We start from the raw sequence: 16564 nt of genomic DNA on the forward strand, positions 1-16564 counted from the left end.
CGTGCTAAAATATAACCAACTAAACCGATATAGGAGTAACTGAAATGATCGAGAAAGGATTAAAATAATGAATTTTTCGATGAGCGAAACGAAAATTAAACAATTATGCGGCGTTACAGCTTTTAAAAAGGGCAAAGCTTATTATCAGGCGGGAAAAGTTAATCTTCGCTCCTATCAGGCAAGTAGTTCAGTAGTTGAAGCTAGTGTGAAAGCGGGAGATGATTTTGATGTCACCGTGAAAACAGTCCCCAATGGGAAAATCGTGGCTACTTGTACATGTCCGCCAATAGGCTTACATACATACTGTCAACATATTGCAGCGGTACTGCTTGTCATCCAAGAGAAGCAACAGGTGGAAGAGCATTTGGTTGCTAGGATGATGGATCTATTTGGAAATAAAAGCATTCCCCCTACTGGCAAGCAACTGCATTTCGACAACAGACAAACGCTGCATGTGGAATTTACATGCCGTCCAGTCTTTCAAGGTGACGGGGAGTATGCAATCGGGATCCAGATGAGTGCAGGTTCTCAAGCCTTGCAGCCCATCTCATATATAGCAAAGTTTCTTCATGCAATAGAAAAAAGAGAACCACTTGAATATGCTCGAGGTTTGCTATATGCGCCGGAGCTTTACAGTTTTCCAAGAGAAACGGATGAAGTCCTTCAATTTCTAATAAAAAGCCAACGAGTAAAAAGTAAAGTCATCTTACAAGAAGGACTATTACTCATTTCCGCTTCTGATTGGGAGCAGCTCCTTCCTTTATTAACAAAAGCTCCAGCAATAAGATTTATGCAGGATGGGGAGCTTTATGAGGGGATTCATTTTAGAACAGAGTTACCTCTAAGTTTTGCATTGGATGAAGGAAATACAACCAACTACGAACTGGATGTGAAAGGACTAGAACGAATAACTGTTTTAAAGGCTTATTGTTATGCACTTTTAGAAGGGAAATTGTTCAAACTTCCTCCAGAGGATTGCAATCGACTGGTTGAATTGAAAGAAATGTTGGATCAATCTGGAAAGAACCAACTGGTCATCTCAGAAAATCAAATAGAGCACTTTATGGAGAAAGTCGTACCTGGATTAGGGAAGCTTGGCAATGTGGTAATTGCGGAGTCCATTTCCAAAAGAGTCGGGGAAACGCCACTTCGAGTCAAGCTTTTCTTGGACCGAGTCAAGCATCGATTGCTGGCAGGTTTGGAGTTCCATTACGGACATCTCATCATCAATCCATGTGAAGAAACCAAGGAGACATTCTTGCACTACCCCGGGATTAGACGCCAGCGTAATAAGGAATTGCAAATTATTCAATTGCTCGAAGAAAATGCATTTACACAAACTGATGGTGGATTTTTCCTGTACGACGAGGAAGCGGAATATCATTTTTTGTATCATGTTGTTGCAGGAATGGAAAAATGGGTGCATATCTATGCCTCGACAGCTGTGAAAATGCGTGTCCAAAAAGCGTATACAGGCCCGAGGATAAAGGTGGAAGTGAAAGAACGTATGGAGTGGTTGGAGTTCCGTTTTGATCTAAATGGAATCCCTGAAAAAGAAATTCAAAGTCTAATGGCTTCACTTGAAGCAAAACAAAAATTTTATCGAATACCAAATGGCAATTTAGTCTCATTGGAAACACCTGAATTTTTGGCACTAGCCAATTTCATGCAAGATATGGGCCTAACTAACGATAATATAAACGAAGAAATTAGAGTTCCGTTAATTCGCGGGATGCAATTGATTGACTCCCTAGAACAAGGAGATTTAGTGGATCCAGGTGAAAAATTTGCGAAGCTAATGAAAAATTTAAACAATCCCGAGGAGTTGAATGAAACTGTACCTTCAACTCTAACAACCGTTCTGCGTGATTACCAGAAGGTAGGTTTTAAATGGTTCAAGCTCTTAGCGAAATTTAAATTTGGAGGAATCCTGGCAGATGATATGGGGCTGGGGAAAACACTGCAAAGCATTGCATTCATCGAATCGATACTCCCGGATGCGCGACAGCGAAAATTACCAGTATTGATCGTATGTCCAGCATCGCTTCTTTACAATTGGAAAAATGAGTTCGAAAAATTCACTCCGCATATAAACGCGCAAATCATTGACGGCAACAAAGCAAAAAGAAGTTCTTTATGGGAAGCATCTTTTGGAGTAGATATACTCATCACTTCATACCCATCACTACGGATGGACACAGACTTCTTCCAAAAACATCTTTTTCACACATTGTTTCTGGATGAAGCACAAGCATTTAAAAATCCAATAACGAAGACAGCAAAATCGGTGAAAAAAATCCAAGCAGAATACCGATTTGCTCTAACAGGAACGCCTATAGAGAATTCGTTGGACGAACTTTGGTCCATATTCCACGTCGTATTTCCTGAATTGTTGCCGGGTAGAAGAGCCTTTAGCGAATTAAGACGAGAAGACGTAGCGAAACGTGTACGTCCATTTATCTTAAGGCGAATGAAAAAAGATGTTCTAAAAGAATTGCCGGACAAAATTGAAATGATTCAATTCTCAGAGTTGCAAATAGAGCAGAAAAAACTCTACGCAGCATATTTAGCGGAACTAAAAGAGGATACATTGAAGCATTTAAAGAAAGGAGATTTAAAAAAGAATCGCATAAAAATTTTAGCTGGCCTAACAAGACTCCGACAATTATGTTGCCACCCGGCTCTATTTGTTGAAGGGTACACAGGAAGCTCCGCGAAGTATGAGCAATTAATGCAAATCCTAGAAGAATGCCGATTGTCAGGAAGAAAAGTGCTCGTCTTTTCACAATTCACCCAAATGCTCGGCATTATAAGAAGACAACTTATACGACAGGGCACATCTTACTTTTACTTAGATGGACAAACCCCACCAGCCGATCGCGTCGAATTATGCAATCGATTCAACAACTGCGAAGGAGACTTATTTCTCATCTCATTAAAAGCAGGAGGCACCGGTTTAAATTTAACTGGAGCAGATACTGTGATCCTTTATGACCTCTGGTGGAATCCAGCAGTCGAACAACAAGCAGCAGACCGGGCCCACCGAATGGGACAGCAAAATGAAGTACAGGTCATCCGCTTAGTAGCAAAGGGTACGATTGAAGAGAAAATAAATGAACTTCAACATAGAAAAAAGAGTCTCATTGATGAGGTTATTCATTCAGGGGGGGACGGGCTGACTACTATGACGGAGGAGGATATTCGGGATATTTTGACGATTGAGTGAGATAATACTTGTCCCAACTATACATCCATTTAAATTGACAATGAATGCATTGCGATTACCAGAAGAACTCCAGTCAAAATGAGAACTGCATTGGGCAAGGGGAATTAATCCATTATGTTGGGAATACCATATGATATATCTGAATGAAAATTTTCATGAAGGTGGTTATACCCTGATGCATAGAGTAAAATTTATGATTAAGCAATTCTTAAAAGAGCCTTTGTGGTTTAAAATGTTAATCTCTACAACCTTGCTTGCTTCGATTGTTTTTAGTAGTTCATTTTTCTCAGATAGTGTTTATTTTCAAAGTTGTTCCAAATTAGCTGCTGCTATCTTTTTTTGTGCTTATGGTTTTAAATTAAGAAAGAGTCTTAAAAACTCACTCATTTTATTTATATTAGCAGGTATTTGTATTGTTCTATCCATTCTGGCATTATATTAGAGTTGATTATGTTAAGTCCCCATTCTGCTAACTGGTAATTACTTTATTAAGGAACACAAAAATGATCAATCTTTTTTGAAAATGAATGAATCAAATGAATACTTACATTCTTAGTATTGCTTAGCTCTTTGTACAGTGAAAGTGCTGAAGCAGTATATCTGAAGAGTTCTGATAAAACAAACTCCATAAATACTGGACTTAATCTTACTATACCTTTAAATCTTGGAGAAAAAACTTTCAAACTACAAGAGAATGTTCATGACATTATTACTAATTCTACTGGTTTAGAAGTTGATCATTATTATTTATGTTTAGAGATAGATGGTGAAAAAGTTATTGGAATTGACCCTGCTAAAGGGATGTTCTAAGATAGAGCATCCGCTGTTCCGGGTTCCCGTGTCAGGCTCAATTGCTATTAGATTGATGATTGATACGGGGTCTTCGGTAGCTAGGTTTTTTCTATTGGTTCTAAATAAGTGAATCAGTAGTAGAGTTCGCGAACTTAATAGAAAGTTTGGGTTTTTTCGGAACCAATTGTGCTACATTCATTAGAATTTCACGTCCAAATATAAAGTAGGTATCCCCATTTGTAAATATTGATAAAAGCTCTACAAATCTTCAAAATAATATTCCTCGATTAAATGGAACCCTTTTGTATTATAATCTGCAGTAGATAGGATATAAGATACAAGAGCACAGTCTGTAAGTCCATTACCATCTTCAAAACTATGCATAGTTAGTAATTAATATCTTCGCAGAGCGCCTATTTGCAGTTGTAGGTGAATCGACATTGGAAGTTGAAGTTTCAGAATGATGATTCAACCAATATTAATAGAAATGACTGTGAAAATTAGAAGGGGTATCTGCAAGCGTTTCTCTTGTAGATACTCCTAGATTTTTTGGAGGAGATTCAATGTTCCTGGATAAGCTGAAGAATGAGTTAAATCAAAATCAACCTCTATTTATCGGAGAGGAGACAGCACTGCGTTCCGCTATTATGATCCCACTTGTTCAAGTGAATGAAGAATGGCATGTCCTTTTTGAAGTGCGTTCACTAACAATGAGAAATCAACCAGGTGATATTAGTTTTCCAGGTGGTCGAATCGATCCAACAGATGCATCGCCATTAGACTCAGCCATACGAGAGGCCCATGAGGAATTGGGTGTCGACCCAATATACATCAACATTCTGGGGCAGCTGAGTGCATATATTCCATCGTCATCTTTCGTTGTGTATCCATTTGTAGCGACCATCGATGACCATCAAATCCATTCCTTTAACAAACAAGAGGTGGAAGAAATATTCACGATACCCGTCGAGTGGTTGCTGAACTATCAACCTTATATGCATACAGTATCCATTCAACCAATGCCCTTAACCGATTTCCCCTATGAAAAAATAGTAAACGGAGATAAGTATCAGTGGAGATCACGGGTGATAGAAGAATGGTTTTATGACTATGAGAAGTATACAATCTGGGGTTTAACTGCTAGCATTTTAAAGCATTTTATAGAGACGATTAAGTAAGAAGATAGCAGATTACCCCTATGATGCAATCAATTCAAATTAGTCATTTCAATTGAATATGAAGAAACAACTCCTCTACGACAAGCAAGAGAGGAGTTGTTTCTGTATAAATATCTAGATGGCATGGAAATGTAGAGGTGTAATTTTACAGAAAATTACCTCTTCGAAGCACGGTATCCAGCAGCCAGTGCTGCAGCTTTACTACAAAACATTTCCTCTGGTTCTGTAACATTATAAAATTGACCTCCAGGAACATGGAAAATCTTTTCACCGCTTGAGCTAATATTTCCTTTTATATTACAAGAATCAGAAGTCGTTTTTTCTTCTGGTTTCGGTTTGGGCTGTGAAGTTGTCGTTGTTGCAGACTTTTTATCTTCCGTATGATAACCGTCTTCCTGCGCATAGTTTTCGATACTCCAAATCCCAATTCCTTGTTTTTGCGCTTTTTGTTGTAATTCTCTAAATTGGTCAATGTACTTCACATCTGGTTGGAAAACAGCTACACGAGCAAGTCCTTTTTCAATTAATGTTTCATTGAAAAGTTTTCCATCTATCCACACATACCGGAGCAATCGTCCATACCTGTCACGCTCAGAGATATCTTTTTCAAGCTCTATCTCTTCACCAGTTAAAGCGTTTTTTGTAAAAGAACTTGCTTCCGGTCCGAATGGTTGGACACCTAGTTTAGGATGTTTTGTTTCGGGTGTATCAACAAGAATCATGCGTACAGTCTCTTCTTTACCATTCACTTTTACTTTAATCGTATCCCCATCAACAACGCGAGTGACAACTGCAGAAGTTAAAACCGTACTTATCGAACTATTCAGCTCATCTTTTTTCTCACTCAACTTAGTTGTAGCGGAAATAGGAAGGGTATTTTCTTTATCAGTGTCTTCATCCACTTGTTTTGCTGGTGCAACAGTTGAGTTTATATTTTCCTCTTTAGTAATCGTTGCGCTTTCTACTTCATCTTCGCTTTGATCTTGATTATTTTTTTGCTCTAGCCAAAAGAAGAGACTAACAATGAACGAGATTAATAAAAGTGCACCGTAGATCTTACCCATTCTATTTCTTTTAACTAAACCTTCTTTGGAAGGCTTTTTTTCTTTTTGGGCACCCATATAAAACTCCTATTTTCTATTAAATTTCGGGGACTTTTCTAAAAGTATCCCTGTGCCAGAATCAATTGTTCCTAAAATTGTGGCTGACACAGCTTGTAAAAGTATAACACGTTAAATATATCAAGTTCGGTGGTCTGGAAGAAACCTTGAATAGAAAACTTCCCGGGAACATCGCATAAATTTAGTAGTGGTGTTAAAATAAACTGTCAATTTTGAAGTATCTTACTTAAACTAATGCTTTATCGGTTAAAAATAATGAAAAAACATTAAAAGGGGAGAGTGAGGGATATGAAGTTAAAAATTTTATATTTAGCAATAACTATGTTGTCATTATTGCTAATTGTTGGTTGTTCAAATGATAATGGTTCAGATAATACATTGGTTAATGAAAGTTACGAAAGCGTTAGAGAAGTTGTATGGGATTTTATAGTAGAGCAAGGTTGAAACCATAATTACTCTAAGGAAAATTGGGGAAGTGCAACAGTAAAGAAAGCAGTTGCTGATGATAGCTATAAAAATTTAGATGAAACTTATAATGGAAAAGAGATATTAATTGTTACTTTAGAAGATGCAGTAGCAGCACCATTAATATTTGTTTACCCTAAAAACAATGAAGTAATTGGCTACATGCCAGGTGAATAATACTTATAACTTTATGGTTAACCAACAAAAACAAGAAGGTATAACGTCTGTAATTGTAGAAGATAGCAAAGGAAGTAGCCACTGCCACTTTTAATAAAGAGGTAGGAGAAACTTTTAGGAGTGGGGCAATGAATATCGAAAATCAAATGGGAAAAAATGAATTGGGTAATAGAAAGATTCAAAAGTTAATATTAGTATTAATCTTTTTTATTAATAATACCTTCAGCTTTTTATCCAAAATTAACGAGTATTTCTTTAATTCTTCTAGGTTTAATGCTCATATTAGCCTCTTGGAAATACAAAGAAAAGTATAGAAGGTATTTCCTTATTGAAGTGATCTTATCATTAATAACAATTGTCTTCGCGGTATTAAAGCTATTGGACATAACTCCATAGGGATAATATAAGGAGGTATTAACCGGTGAAATATATAAAGGTTTTTATTAGTATTATCTTAATTTTCTTTGGTAGTACATTGTTAAATATAACCATTCGTGGTGAGCTGATGGATAATATAATAATTAAAGTATTGGGTGGACTTACGATGCTTGTGGGTGTTGTTTCTGGAAGAAGGGCAATAAAAAAAGGTAAATTAAAGAACGTGGAATAAGAGAAATTACTACTTACAATGTATTCTGGGTTGTAATAGGTATTATGTTTATGCCAAACCCATTTAAATTACAGAAATCGACTTCGAACTAGAAAAACTCAATTGATAATCTTATCTCATGAAACCTGTTGTATAATGGATAAATTGAATATGCGAGAAATGAAAACCATTCATTCTTAAAGGAAAGGAGGTTCACCTTGGATTCACTGGAAAAGGTTATTTATTATGTTGTGCAAATAGGCGAGCGCTACTACAAACATACAGATGGTATAGCTACCTACACAGAAGATGAAGAACAGGCATATGCATTTACGAATCTAGCCGATGTGAAGGAAAAGGCTATTGAGATACAAGGTACTGTGCATAAAAGAGAAGTTAGTTACAAGGAACTGCAAGAGTTATCAGAGCAACATGAGGAAGAATATATGCAATTGCCAGTGGAGGAAAAAGAAGCAATTGAAACATTTTGTCAGTACTTAATAGATATAAAAGACGATAAAGGTAAGGTTCTTATATGAATTCAAATTACATAAAAAATGATTAACTTTTCGTCATTTGGATATTTGGACATACGACATATTTAAAATTAAGTCGTATGTCCAAATCGCAAAGATGCAAAGATGATTAAAATATTTTGTGGCAATTAGAACGAAGGTGAAGTAGGAAACTAGCTCCTTGCATTCCCCACTCCAATAATTCTTTCCTAGGCCCAAATTCTTCTAGAGCAGTTACTGAGACAAAGTTACTTCTAGAATAAAGTCTTCTTTTTATTATATACGTATTAACTGTTTTTCTAGTTTATTTGATTCGTTTGTATTCATCTATGGATCATAATCATCAGTTTTTAATTGTTAAATCTCAATCTCATAAAATAGGCTTAATTGCTGAGATACGTTGCGATTATCCATAACGGTATTTAAGTTTTTGGTGCTCCAATGGGCAATTGGAGAAGCCATGGCTCTTGCTAGTACTATTGGAACTGCATTGCCGATTTGTTTGTATATTTTATCAACTCTGCCGTTTCGACTAACGCTGGAGTTGTTTCCGTAAGAAAATTGGAACAAGTCTGGGAATGTTTGAATTCGAGCAATTACTTTCACAGGAAGGTCTATACATATTCAATCCACCAGGTAATATCCATTGATCAGCACCTGTTTTTTTCATAGCTTCATCACCTGTATGTAATAGTACTTTCCTACCTTAAGCCTGAATGGTGAAGCTTTGCTCACCACAAGTTTTTTACGATTGCGAGAAAGGTAGATAGTTGAAAAGCTTCCTTCAGAACATTTATCCAGATCATTTTCTAAATCATGAATAGAATCGTGTAGTGTGACAAAAAGATTGCTGGTTCTTACCGTATCCATGAGTAGGAGTGAGAAATTGATAGTAGAAATCAATATCTTCTCGCATACCTAGAATGAACACTTGTACACGTAATTGTGGAACACCGAAAGAGCGAGAGTTGACAAGCTTAAATTTCACCTTATATGAATTTCTAGTAATTAAGATAGAACTAATGGTAGTATAATGGAATTTTATGTGAATCAAAAGAAATAGGTGAAAGATATATTTTAAATGTGTATAGTAATATTATAATATACGAGGGGGTATTTGATTTGCCAATCACCGATAGTTTGATGTTAATATGTAGAAATTATTTATTGTCAATTGGTTCTGATCAAACATGCATAGATGAAGTCCTAAACATTGAGAGCTTTAATCGCGGGTTAACAATCATATTATCTAATGTCAATGTAGTAAGAGAAAACAGGCCTACTGACTACACGAGTAAACAAACACATATACATGTTACAGGTGAATCAATGGAGTTTTTTTATGAAAGTTCATTTCTTGAGAGGGTAATAGGGAATACAGATGACGAAAATATCAGAGTTGAATTAATTAGTTCAAATTTAGAACATCTCAACGGAATAGCCGAATTTAGAAGAAATGGAGAAAGTATTCCAAGTTCTGTAGTGACAGGTGAAACACTAATTTATACATCTAATACCCTAAAGAAAATAGGGCATGGAGGTACACAAGTTCAATTATCGAAAAAAAGACTAGACGGAGAAGCGTTTGCCATGCTCAGAAATGGGTTATTTCCTAATGATATTCTAGTACTTTTGGAATACTCTGATACAGAGAGAGGTTATTTAGCAATAGGTTTGCCGAAATTTTTTGCGGGAAGTACAGAATTAGTAAATGGAGGAAGTACATTATTCACTAGAAATCAACAATCTGCTGCAAACCCAGAGTTTAGAATAAGGTTGAGTCAGGTTACGGCAGAAAACATAGCTAAATTTAATCGCACAGAGATGGCTGAAGGAATAACTAGCCAAATTGAATTTAATTTATCTGATGGCATCTTAATAAGGGGAGAAAGAACTGAAAGACATCAAGAAATGTTAAGAGTACTGGCGTCATATTTGGAATCGAATGGATTTTCATTATTTGAAGGTAACATTGATTGTTTAGCTGTTAGAGAGAATGTTGATACATTAATTTTTGAAGCAAAGACATTAGATGGTACCGCAGTAGATGAAGCGAAACAGGTACGTTTAGCATTAGGTCAACTTTTATATTACGAGTTTTTGGGAACACAACAATTTGCAAATACTACTAAATTGAAAATAGCTTTTTTTGAAACTGAAATTTCCAGTTTTCACATAGATTTGTTGAAGCAAAATAATTGTTTGGTCATTTGGTTAAATGGACAAGGTGAGCTTTTTGGTGATTCTGAATCTTTGGATTTTTTAAGTGGATTAAGTAACCTATAGTGTTGAAGCCTTCATAAGGCACTTGTTGAAGGACACCCTATGAAGGCTTTCCAAGGTTACTAGGTTATTTAGAACTTAATGGGAAAATTAATTGCTCATCTTCTTTTTTCACTTGAAGATAATTGATAATTTCGCTAGCTATGCACTTAGCCATTAATGGTGGGACTGAGTTTCCAATTTGCATATATGTCTTCGTATAGGAACCTTTGAAGTAATAATCATCTGGATATGATTGAACACGAGCAGCTTCTCGAGGTGTCAAACCTCGTGCTTGGGTTGGATGAATATACATATTACAATCGAATTTCATATGCGCTGTAATCGTTTTACAAGGTTGATTATAAATTAATTTATAATACTTATCCTTGAATATGTCCGTTCGGTTAGTATAGGGCATAATATCAGCAATTTTAGGATCATCAGATTTATCGCCTTGATGAAGACGCGAAAAGATTTCGATATCACGTTCATTATTATACCTGGCTTTATGGTTATATATAAATTGCGGTGTTTGACTACTATTAATGTTACTTAAATAAGAATTTTCAAGATAGTTGGTCATAGGAGTAATGAAATAACCGTGTTCTTTAGATTCGTGGTTTGTTGCATTCTTAATGTTTAATGCCTTAAGTGCAGGTAAATCAGAAATAGCATCTTTTAAGGATTTCATATCAATTAACCTGTTTTTTTTATGGATTTTTTTAAAAATAACCTCATTGTCTACATCTATTTTATTTCCTATAAAAATGATTCGTTTTCGTTGTTGAGGTACTCCAAAATTAACGGCATTCAATACTTCAAAGCTAACTTTGTATCCAATGTTTTCAAAATCTCCAATGATTTGTTCAGCTATATTTTTCATTCCAATTACATTCTCCATTACAAAAAAAGATGGACGAATAGTTGCGACTACGTTAACGAATTCTTTATAGAGTCTATTTCTAGGATCGTCAATCATGCGTTGTTGGTTGGCATTACTAAAGCCTTGACAAGGCGGACCTCCAATAACTATATCTACACTCTCGGACAAAGTGTAGCTGCTCACAGTTTCTGAAAAGTCTTGAATATCTCCCAGAAAAACCCTATCAGGTTCAACTTCTGGATGGTTATAAAGATAGGTTTCAATACAGCTTGGTTCAATGTCATTGGCAAAAATGGTTCTAAATCCCGCTTGTGTAAACCCTAATGACATGCCACCGGAGCCACAAAATAGGTCAACCAAAGTAGGCTTTTTGCTTTGTTTTTCAATTTCAATTTTTTTTGTTCGACAACTTTTGCAAATTTTAGGGATTAGACAAAGACCATTTGTATGATCAAGAACTGATAACATTTTGAAGAACTCGTCTATATTGATTTTTGATTTTTTTTGTAATAATTTTGTGAATAATTCTGTTGTATCTGAGTTTTTAATGAAACCTATTTCTATTAATCTAGCCACTATTTCTCCTTCACGAATGTTTGAAGGTAACAAGCGAATGAGAACTTGTAGATGTTTATAAGCATCTTCAACGTATTCAATGAATTTTTTTTCATCAGTAGCATTTTTTATATCTTCAATTGCTTTAAACATGTAGTTCCTCCCGTAAATGTAGCGTTGGGATTGTTGTTAATATACTATTAGCAATGTTTTCTGCTACATTAACCGTTACTGCATTTCCAAATTGTTTATAAGCTTGTGTGTCAGAAACTACTATCTCATAACTATCTGGGAATCCTTGAAGTCTAGCGCATTCCCGAGGAGTAAGTCGCCGTACATTAGTTTTCCCGACTGCTTCTGCACGTGCACTTGGAACTGTTACATAGTTATCTTGATTAGCCCTATGCATTTTAGCCATTGTTGCGGTTAAGGGACGAGCAATCGCTAAATCAATTTCTGACCTTGAATAATAATTACCAGAACCGTGGGCTAGAATTGTAGGAAGAATTCTATGGCTTAAATAATATTTAGGATCGACGTCCTTCTCTAATATACTTTGTAAGTTGACGTGTGTAGTGTCGAGTGTAGAAGGAGTTGGAAATGTATAGGGAGTTTCCATATTAGTTGCTACATCATTGCGAATACATACGATAAACAAGCGGTTTCGAACTTGTGGAACGCCAAAGTCTAAACTATTTAATATGTTGATGTGTACTGTATATTCTAGATCTTCTAAAGTATTAATGATTGTATTCAGAGTTCTTCCCTGGTCATGGGTACGTAAATTCCTTACATTTTCCAATACGACTACTTTAGGAAGGTGTGTAGCGATAATTCGAGCAACGTCGAAAAATAATGTTCCTTGTATATTGTCTAGAAAGCCTTGTTGGGTTCCCATCATAGAGAATGGTTGGCAAGGAAATCCTCCAATTAAAACGTCATGTGTAGGGATATCTGTAGCATCAATTTGCGATAAGTCTCCACTAACAATATGATTTCCAATGTTGTGTGTATATGATTGAACTGCATATTTATCAAAGTCATTAGCATAAACGATATTGAATCCAGCATTAATGAATCCAAGGTCTAATCCACCGCAACCGCTAAAAAGTGAAACTGTTGTTGTCATAAAATCCCTCCTTAATCTCGCTTTTTATTTCTATCGATATAATCAATAATCCACTCACGAATTAAAATAGAGCAGTATTGATTATTGCCATGAACAATTGCCATGAATTCTTCTTTCAATTTTGGCTCTACAGTAATTTCGATTTTTGATGTTTTAATTTTGCCTGCCGGTCTGCCTCTTTTTTTATTGGACAAGATAATAATCACCAACCAATTAAATGAATATAATCAGTATACCATTTTAGACCCTGATTGAAAAGGTGAAAGGAACTAAAATGAGAACGTTTGTTTTTTTAAAAGAATATTTATTTGAATCAATTTCATAAATCGCATTTTTCAAAAGTCCAGACTACTCCGTAGTTGAAATTCCCGTTTTTTTAAATTATGCTGCTTGTTTTTTCGCTAGTATCTCGTTTAAATTTTGAAGAACATTCATACTATGTTCTCAGAAGTGTCCCAAATTTTATTCAATCTTCGTGGTGAGAACTATCTGAAGCTTATAAAGTGCCTCGGGATTACTGGTTGCATGCACCTATTATTGCTTGGTCTAGAAAAAAAAATCATCTATCCGCCTCATTGTAGAGGTAGGACCTATAGAGCATCTATATCGTGTTAAAGTATTGGAAAGGTTAGCATTAGAAGGAATCTTTATAAGAGCTATGGGATATGAAGAAGGCAGGAAATATACCCGTATATATTCAAATACTATGCCAGTTCAAAACCTTGATGATGCTGATCAAGTTTTCACTACAATGGAGCAACTCTATCATTCACTTGAACTCACGCAGTTTTTAAACAAAATCAATAAAGTTATTGATGATTTAAAAGAAGCAGAGTGAATACGAAGTAGCATAAATATTTTTATAACTTTGAGGAATCAATAGACTGGAGAACAAGTGGTTCAGTTGCAATGATATTAAAAAAAGTACTATGAAAGGAGCAATGGTCAGCTTATGTTCAGTTTTTTTAAATCCAAATGTTCTATATGTAAGCGTAAAGCTGGTCCATACCGCTTCTATAAAGATTCTACAGGTAAAAAAGTGAAACTTTGTGCAGAATGTTCCTTGTATGCGGAAAGGCGCGCATACACTAAGTTAAGGTAATGTGAGCTGTGAAAATAGTTAAAATAGGGTATCTTTCAATGATACCGTAGAATATCACGCAGATATAGAAGAAACCTAGCTAAATTTCCAAGAACTGAATGAAGTTGTCACATCGTTTCATAAAGGGAAATATTAGTTCGAACTTGGAAAAAAGACATTAGAGAAGATTTTAAAAAACATCCAAAACTTGCACGCAAATCGTAAAAGGGAACATGAGAACCGTCCTTATATTTCCCACGTAAAAAAGCTCAGAGTTTATGGCTCTGAGCTTATCTTATATTATTTAATTCTTCCATTAGACTTCCAGGGAGTATAATAAGAAAAAAGATTGCCGCAGCAGCCCTCCTGGAACGCAAACACACCTGTTAGCTTATAATTCATCTCAGCCCTTTGGCATTTTGCTCATATCCATATACAACACATTCCACCGATGACCATCCAAATCAGTAAAACCGCAGCCGTACATCCATCCTTGACTTTCTGAAGGTTCTCCATATATTGTACCCCCAGCCTCTACTGCATTCTTAGCAATTTCATCAACTTCTTCTCTGCTGTCAGCATCAACGGATAGCAGTACTTCCGTAGCTCGCTTTGTATCAACAATTTCATGATTGGTGAAGCTTTTGAATGTAGATTCTGGAAAAAGCATGACAGTAGCATTATTATCTCCGATGATTAATTGCGCTTGACCGCTAATGCCATGTTGCTCATTAACCAAAAATCCAACCTTGCTATAAAACTCTTTCGATTTATTGATGTCTTTTACCGGCAAGTTAATCCAAAACTGTTTTGGCATGGTTATTTCTCCTTTATTATTTGAGTATATTAACAATAATGAATATTTTAACACACTATTTTAAAAACTAATAATATGTGAGCGGTAGAAGTGTAGGGCACCAGGTTCTAAAACAATTTCGAATTATATTAGAACCTGGTACCTTAAAATGATATGCTACCATGAGTAAGAGATCAGGCATTCGCGCATGGAGGATTACAAATGATTGAAGTAATAACGGTAGTAAATATGCTAGTGGAAATTAAAAATACGAAAGACTATGAAAAAAAGTAGAAAAGATTTTACGGTCTAAGAAACGAATGATCCAACATATAGAGACAATTAGTATGTCTGAACCAAATGAAAAGCTGATTGTAAGTGCTTTGGTGAAGTATAGAGTACTAATAGAAGAAAGGATGGAAAATAAATTTTTAGATGATTATGTGGGTCTCGTCCTCCCGATGTTTTATAATCGCTTTAAAGCAATGCCAGTAAGCAATCAAATTTATAAAATATCAAGAATAAAGAAAGAATATGGTGCACGGCGTTAATATTAGTGTTTGATGCCAGGAACCAAAGCATTCTTTTCGGTTAATCTCAAACGGATTCTAACACTCTTGAAAGAAAAAGAGAAAAAGAGTAAAAATAAGCAAAGGAATAGGCAACTTTCGTTCAAAATTGAACGAAAAGTTGCCTATTCTTGTTTAGGAACAATTAAAACTAATAAGAACGTAAGTTTTTCATTGCCCTCACATAAAAACCGTGTCATCCGATAGTAGTTATTAAACTTGAATTTATAAATTTATCCATTTAGTTTTTGCCTTTCGAACGAGATGCCTCACTAATCAAATTAAAAAAGTCTTGAAAAATCGGGTTACTTAGGTTTTTTGTTAGAGCAATGAGTTTGACTGGAACGTTTGAAGTATACGTTTCCAAAATAGTGACAGTTCCTAATTCGATTTCTTCTTTAATTCTGCCTGTCCCTATGACTCCGAGATATGGATTTTTGAGAACTCCATCTTTAATTGCTTCATCACTATTACAGTGAATAATATTTGGAAAATGCGTTCCGTTTTTTAATATTTCAAATTTAATAAAAGGAGCCCTAAGATCAACCAGAACGGGAAATTTTGCTAGATATTCTTCTATTTTAGAAGTGTCATTAGCTACTTCACTTGAAGCAAACAGCACCAAGTTGACATAATCAATGCATTGATAGGAAATATCGGAGTTTAAAGGTCTTCCATTAATAATAGCAAAATCCACCTCATTAAGAATTACCTTTTTCAGTGCATCATCACTACTATTAATAGAATAAACTTCTATCAGAACATTTTGGTTCTTTTTTTGGAAATTTACTATTTGTGGCAGAAAAAAGCGGGCACAATATTCATCTAATCCACAAACGCGAATGATTTGTTTTTCTCCTTTAGATTCCTCCATTTTCCTTTGTAGAGTAAACAGTTCACTTAAAATATTTTTTGCATGGTCATATAGAATTTCACCAGATTTAGTTAATTTTTTTCGATTGTCCACTTTCTCAAAAAGAGGTAAGCCAATCTCATCTTCCAACTGTTGTATATGTTTTGTAACAGTAGGTTGCGAGTAATTGAGACGCATAGCTGCTTGTATTAGATTTTGTTCTTCTACTACGATTTGGAATGTCTGAAGGTGTCGAATCTCCATTAAGTAACAACCTTTCCTGTTTATTTCTAAAGCTATATATTAGATAAAATAATTATATAGCAATAATTGAATTATTTTAATTGAATTATTAACCAGAATATTTAAA

The 16564-nt window shown here is 35.2% G+C and carries 18 protein-coding genes; 10 read left to right on the forward strand and 8 right to left on the reverse strand.

All coding sequences use genetic code 11. The features are described from left to right. The first annotated feature begins 67 nt into the window (after positions 1-67). The 4 genes from PB01_RS01320 (at position 68) to PB01_RS01335 (ending at position 5196) form a co-directional block, all read left to right on the forward strand. Positions 68-3226 (forward strand): DEAD/DEAH box helicase, encoded by a 3159-nt coding sequence (locus tag PB01_RS01320; RefSeq protein WP_151698511.1) that lies wholly within the window; start codon positions 68-70, stop codon positions 3224-3226. A gap of 175 nt (positions 3227-3401) precedes the next feature. Then, positions 3402-3668, forward strand: a complete 267-nt coding sequence (locus tag PB01_RS01325; RefSeq protein WP_151698512.1) for a hypothetical protein — start codon at positions 3402-3404, stop codon at positions 3666-3668. A 128-nt stretch (positions 3669-3796) separates the two neighbouring features. Beyond that, positions 3797-4036, forward strand: a complete 240-nt coding sequence (locus tag PB01_RS01330; RefSeq protein WP_151698513.1) for a hypothetical protein — start codon at positions 3797-3799, stop codon at positions 4034-4036. Positions 4037-4581: 545 nt separating this feature from the next. Continuing rightward, positions 4582-5196, forward strand: coding sequence for an NUDIX hydrolase (locus PB01_RS01335; RefSeq protein ID WP_151698514.1), 615 nt, complete (start codon positions 4582-4584; stop codon positions 5194-5196). Between the two features lie 155 nt (positions 5197-5351). Here the strand turns inward: PB01_RS01335 and PB01_RS01340 are convergent, their stop codons facing one another. Then, positions 5352-6317, reverse strand: a complete 966-nt coding sequence (locus tag PB01_RS01340) for a thermonuclease family protein (protein ID WP_225986131.1) — start codon at positions 6315-6317, stop codon at positions 5352-5354. 288 nt (positions 6318-6605) lie between these two features. On the opposite strand from PB01_RS01340, the gene PB01_RS20760 reads away from it, so the two are divergent. The 3 genes from PB01_RS20760 (at position 6606) to PB01_RS01350 (ending at position 8087) form a co-directional block, all read left to right on the forward strand. Continuing rightward, on the forward strand, positions 6606-6761 hold the full coding sequence (locus PB01_RS20760) for a hypothetical protein (protein WP_192797425.1): 156 nt from the start codon (positions 6606-6608) through the stop codon (positions 6759-6761). Between the two features lie 619 nt (positions 6762-7380). Beyond that, a complete protein-coding gene (locus tag PB01_RS01345) occupies positions 7381-7569 on the forward strand; it encodes a hypothetical protein (RefSeq protein ID WP_151698515.1) in 189 nt (62 codons plus the stop codon). Between the two features lie 197 nt (positions 7570-7766). Then, on the forward strand, positions 7767-8087 hold the full coding sequence (locus tag PB01_RS01350; RefSeq protein WP_151698516.1) for a hypothetical protein: 321 nt from the start codon (positions 7767-7769) through the stop codon (positions 8085-8087). A 333-nt stretch (positions 8088-8420) separates the two neighbouring features. Here PB01_RS01350 and PB01_RS21840 read toward each other — a convergent pair whose 3' ends face one another. Further along, on the reverse strand, positions 8421-8669 hold the full coding sequence (locus PB01_RS21840; protein ID WP_192797426.1) for a DNA cytosine methyltransferase: 249 nt from the start codon (positions 8667-8669) through the stop codon (positions 8421-8423). Positions 8670-8877: 208 nt separating this feature from the next. Then, on the reverse strand, positions 8878-9051 hold the full coding sequence (locus tag PB01_RS21845; RefSeq protein WP_192797427.1) for a DNA cytosine methyltransferase: 174 nt from the start codon (positions 9049-9051) through the stop codon (positions 8878-8880). Between the two features lie 134 nt (positions 9052-9185). Between PB01_RS21845 and PB01_RS01365 the strand changes: the two genes are divergently transcribed. After that, entirely contained in the window at positions 9186-10349 is a 1164-nt protein-coding gene (locus tag PB01_RS01365; RefSeq protein ID WP_151698518.1) for a hypothetical protein, read from the forward strand. Positions 10350-10413: 64 nt separating this feature from the next. Here the strand turns inward: PB01_RS01365 and PB01_RS01370 are convergent, their stop codons facing one another. Genes PB01_RS01370 through PB01_RS01380 form a run of 3 tightly spaced genes read right to left on the reverse strand, consistent with a single transcriptional unit; the run spans position 10414 to position 13089 of the window. Further along, positions 10414-11919 (reverse strand): DNA cytosine methyltransferase, encoded by a 1506-nt coding sequence (locus PB01_RS01370; protein ID WP_225986132.1) that lies wholly within the window; start codon positions 11917-11919, stop codon positions 10414-10416. Then, positions 11912-12895, reverse strand: coding sequence for a DNA cytosine methyltransferase (locus tag PB01_RS01375; protein WP_151698519.1), 984 nt, complete (start codon positions 12893-12895; stop codon positions 11912-11914). The genes PB01_RS01370 and PB01_RS01375 overlap by 8 nt, the downstream gene beginning before the upstream one ends. Before the next feature lie 11 nt (positions 12896-12906). Then, positions 12907-13089 (reverse strand): antitoxin, encoded by a 183-nt coding sequence (locus PB01_RS01380; RefSeq protein WP_151698520.1) that lies wholly within the window; start codon positions 13087-13089, stop codon positions 12907-12909. 425 nt (positions 13090-13514) lie between these two features. On the opposite strand from PB01_RS01380, the gene PB01_RS01385 reads away from it, so the two are divergent. After that, positions 13515-13733 carry a hypothetical protein gene (locus PB01_RS01385; RefSeq protein WP_151698521.1) on the forward strand — a complete coding sequence of 73 codons (219 nt, stop codon included), beginning with the start codon at positions 13515-13517 and terminating at the stop codon, positions 13731-13733. A gap of 646 nt (positions 13734-14379) precedes the next feature. Here the strand turns inward: PB01_RS01385 and PB01_RS01390 are convergent. Continuing rightward, positions 14380-14793, reverse strand: a complete 414-nt coding sequence (locus PB01_RS01390) for a VOC family protein (protein WP_151698522.1) — start codon at positions 14791-14793, stop codon at positions 14380-14382. Positions 14794-15119: 326 nt separating this feature from the next. Here PB01_RS01390 and PB01_RS01395 point away from each other — a divergent pair, with 326 nt between their 5' ends. Then, positions 15120-15323: a hypothetical protein gene (locus tag PB01_RS01395; protein ID WP_225986133.1), complete on the forward strand. Its 204-nt coding sequence runs from the start codon at positions 15120-15122 to the stop codon at positions 15321-15323. Positions 15324-15582: 259 nt separating this feature from the next. Here PB01_RS01395 and PB01_RS01400 read toward each other — a convergent pair whose 3' ends face one another. Further along, positions 15583-16458: a LysR family transcriptional regulator gene (locus PB01_RS01400; RefSeq protein ID WP_151698524.1), complete on the reverse strand. Its 876-nt coding sequence runs from the start codon at positions 16456-16458 to the stop codon at positions 15583-15585. Positions 16459-16564 lie beyond the last annotated feature (106 nt).

Source organism: Psychrobacillus glaciei (assembly GCF_008973485.1).
Lineage (GTDB): Bacteria > Bacillota > Bacilli > Bacillales_A > Planococcaceae > Psychrobacillus > Psychrobacillus glaciei.

What these genes read in the sequence shown, in the direction of transcription:
- PB01_RS20760 (WP_192797425.1), top strand. Translation starts at nt 6,606, where the DNA reads ATGAAGTTAAAAATTTTATATTTAGCAATAACTATGTTGTCATTATTG.
- PB01_RS01395 (WP_225986133.1), top strand. Translation starts at nt 15,120, where the DNA reads ATGTCTGAACCAAATGAAAAGCTGATTGTAAGTGCTTTGGTGAAGTAT.
- PB01_RS01340 (WP_225986131.1), bottom strand. Translation starts at nt 6,317, where the DNA reads ATGGGTGCCCAAAAAGAAAAAAAGCCTTCCAAAGAAGGTTTAGTTAAA.
- PB01_RS01325 (WP_151698512.1), top strand. Translation starts at nt 3,402, where the DNA reads ATGCATAGAGTAAAATTTATGATTAAGCAATTCTTAAAAGAGCCTTTG.
- PB01_RS01320 (WP_151698511.1), top strand. Translation starts at nt 68, where the DNA reads ATGAATTTTTCGATGAGCGAAACGAAAATTAAACAATTATGCGGCGTT.
- PB01_RS01370 (WP_225986132.1), bottom strand. Translation starts at nt 11,919, where the DNA reads ATGTTTAAAGCAATTGAAGATATAAAAAATGCTACTGATGAAAAAAAA.
- PB01_RS01335 (WP_151698514.1), top strand. Translation starts at nt 4,582, where the DNA reads ATGTTCCTGGATAAGCTGAAGAATGAGTTAAATCAAAATCAACCTCTA.
- PB01_RS01390 (WP_151698522.1), bottom strand. Translation starts at nt 14,793, where the DNA reads ATGCCAAAACAGTTTTGGATTAACTTGCCGGTAAAAGACATCAATAAA.
- PB01_RS01400 (WP_151698524.1), bottom strand. Translation starts at nt 16,458, where the DNA reads ATGGAGATTCGACACCTTCAGACATTCCAAATCGTAGTAGAAGAACAA.
- PB01_RS01375 (WP_151698519.1), bottom strand. Translation starts at nt 12,895, where the DNA reads ATGACAACAACAGTTTCACTTTTTAGCGGTTGCGGTGGATTAGACCTT.